2 protein-coding genes are annotated in these 2036 nt (G+C 36.2%); both read left to right on the top strand.

Annotated elements, in window-relative coordinates:
* The first annotated feature begins 141 nt into the window (after window positions 1–141).
* A complete protein-coding gene (locus HRU49_RS14600) occupies window positions 142–1857 on the top strand; it encodes an AAA family ATPase (protein WP_296358460.1) in 1716 nt (571 codons plus the stop codon).
* The coding region (locus HRU49_RS14595) for a hypothetical protein (protein WP_296358458.1) at window positions 1854–2036 on the top strand (183 nt) is incomplete at its 3' end. The genes HRU49_RS14600 and HRU49_RS14595, both read left to right, overlap by 4 nt.

Here is a 2036-nt window from a genome sequence, read left to right as displayed (position 1 = left end):
GTTAGAAATAACAGAAATTCCTCTAGGCAACGCAATTGACTTATTCAATGAGAAAGGTCATAACTACATTTTCGTTAAGTCGGACGATTTATTTGTCCCACCAGACGCAGATTTTTTTCCACCCCCTGCCGCTGAATACTGATGATTATTTTCAAGAAACTACGTTATAAGAATTTTTTGTCATCAGGTGATAATTTTACCGAGATCAACTTTCTTGCTAATAACACCAACCTCATTATCGGCAGCAATGGAGCAGGTAAGAGTACAATTTTAGATGCATTAACGTTTGTGCTTTTTAATAAGCCCTTCCGAAAGATTAATAAACCCCAACTAGTCAATACTGTAAATGAAAAAAACTGCCTCGTTGAAATCGAGTTTACCGCAAATAACAGAGAGTATCTTGTCCGCCGTGGGATTAAGCCCAATGTATTCGATATTGAGGTGGACGGGAAGTTGCTCGATAAGCGTGGTGACGATCGCGACAATCAAATCACTCAAGAAGAAAATATCCTTAAGGTTAACTATAAGTCTTTCACTCAGATTGTTATCTTGGGTAGCTCTACTTTTGTTCCTTTTATGCAGCTCACTGCCTCAAATCGTCGTGATGTTATTGAGGATCTTCTAGATATACGTGTTTTTAGTACAATGAGTTCTTTGGTTAAAGATAAACTCAGAGCCTTACGTGAAGAAATTAAAGTACTTGAGTTAAAGAAGAACAGCATCAAAGAGAAAGCTGAGATGCAGAAGAAGTTTATTGATGACATTACCAAGCGTGGTGAGAGTAATATTGAAGAGAAGAAAGAATCTGCCAAGAAACTGATGTTTGAGCAGGTATCATTGGGTGATGAAGTTGCAGTAAAGATTTCTGAATTAGAAGAATTAAACAAGCAGCTAGAAGAATATACAGGAGCTACTGAGAAACTTAAAAAACTTGGTAGCTTTAAAGGTAAGATCCAACAAAAAATTTCCACTTTAACTAAGAATCACAAGTTCTTCACAGAGAATGCTATTTGCCCAACCTGCACACAGGACATTACCGATGAACTAAAGGAAGCTAAGTTAAGTGAGCTAACTGAAGAAGGTAAAGACCTTAGAAAGGGCTTTGCTGAAATTGAAGATGCAATCATAGAAGAAGAATCGAGAGAGAAACAGTTTAGCTTACTTTCCAAGCAGATCTTGGATGCTAATAAAATCGTATCTACCAATAACGTACAAATCAGTGGTTATACTGAGCAAATTAGATCTATTGAAAATGACATTGAATCAATACGTGACAGGATTGACAATCAAACCGAGGAAAAAGAAAAACTAACCGAGTTCATCTCCAAGTTACGTGTGCTTGTTGATGAGTTATCTAGTAAAAAGATTGAGTTGGATAAGCACAAATTTATATCAGATCTCCTTAAGGACGGTGGTGTTAAAACAAACATCATTCGCAAGTACATTCCTCTTATTAATAAACATGTTAATCGCTATCTTCAGATGATGGAGTTTTATATAAACTTCAATCTTGATGAGGAATTTAACGAGACAGTTGTATCACCTATTCACGAACGCTTCTCCTATTCATCATTTTCTGAAGGAGAAAAGATGCGTATTGACTTAGCTTTACTGTTCACCTGGCGTGAAGTTGCTCGTGTACGCAACTCAGTCAACACCAATCTCTTAATTATGGATGAGGTATTCGATAGCTCCTTAGATGGATTTGGTACTGAGGAATTTCTCAAGATTATTCGCTATGTTGTTAAAGATGCTAATATATTCATCATCAGTCACAAGTCAGAGCTTCATGAGCGCTTTGATTCTGTTTTGCGCTTTGAAAAAGAACGTGGTTTTTCCAAACTAGTAGAAAAATGAAATTACTAACAGATTACATTAGAGAGTATCCAAATTATCTTGAGGATGATTTTTGTAGACATGTAATAGAAAAATTTGAGGTAGATGAAAGGAAATATAAGGGAGTAACGCTCGATCCATCGAATGAAGAAAACTATAAAGTTTCCACAGATCTAAACATATCCTTGCAGAGTGATTGG

The organism is Winogradskyella sp. (genome assembly GCF_013213975.1).
GTDB lineage: Bacteria > Bacteroidota > Bacteroidia > Flavobacteriales > Flavobacteriaceae > Winogradskyella.
This window is presented reverse-complemented; position numbering and strand designations above follow the sequence as displayed.